The organism is Mesorhizobium sp. ArgA1, from assembly GCF_053714375.1.
Map to the genome: position 1 here is coordinate 1 of NZ_JBSKBQ010000125.1, position 564 is coordinate 564.

The 564-nt window shown below is 56.4% G+C and carries 2 protein-coding genes; both read left to right on the forward strand.

Annotation, left to right across the window (positions count from 1 at the left end; genetic code table 11):
* Positions 1–215, forward strand: a 215-nt coding sequence (locus ACWGTI_RS32640; protein WP_454590679.1) for a transposase domain-containing protein, incomplete at its 5' end; no start/stop codon positions are given.
* Positions 215–520 carry a hypothetical protein gene (locus ACWGTI_RS32645; protein ID WP_454590680.1) on the forward strand — a complete coding sequence of 102 codons (306 nt, stop codon included), beginning with the start codon at positions 215–217 and terminating at the stop codon, positions 518–520. The genes ACWGTI_RS32640 and ACWGTI_RS32645, both read left to right, overlap by 1 nt.
* The last annotated feature ends 44 nt before the right edge of the window (positions 521–564 follow it).

Here is a 564-nt window from a genome sequence, read left to right on the forward strand (position 1 = left end):
GAAGAAAAAATTGGCTCTTCGCCGGGTCAGACAAGGGCGGTGAGCGCATCGCCAACATCCTGACCATCATCGAGACTGCCAAACTCCATGGCCACAATCCGGAGGTCTATCTCACAGACGTCCTGACTCGGATCCAGAGCCATCCCAAGGATCGGCTCCAGGATTTGCTGCCGTGGCAGTGGGTGACGGCGAAAAACCGATACGAGGCTGCGTGATGGCACGCTCGAGGTTCATCTATACGCTCAAAGAAGTCGCCGTCATGATCGGCGAGAACCTTGAACTACTCGAGGAAGTCACCGCCAACTCGGACAATATCGGCGAGGGCGAATTGGTGTATGTCCGCGATGGCAGTGAAGATGGCACAAAAGGCCTGACCGAAAGCGGAATCGACGACCTTCGAGATCTCCTGGCCGACATACGGACGTGGGATGGTGGAATCCGCCAGTTCCTCGTCGATGAACAATGCGATCCCGAGATGATCGAGCGCGTCATGGCAGATGAGCTAAGCCGCAAGTCCTAAACCGCGCCTCGTAGACGCAAAAAATGCATTCGCCGGACGCTCAC

Coding starts and splice junctions, on each gene's coding strand:
- ACWGTI_RS32645 (WP_454590680.1), top strand. CDS start 215: ATGGCACGCTCGAGGTTCATCTATACGCTCAAAGAAGTCGCCGTCATG.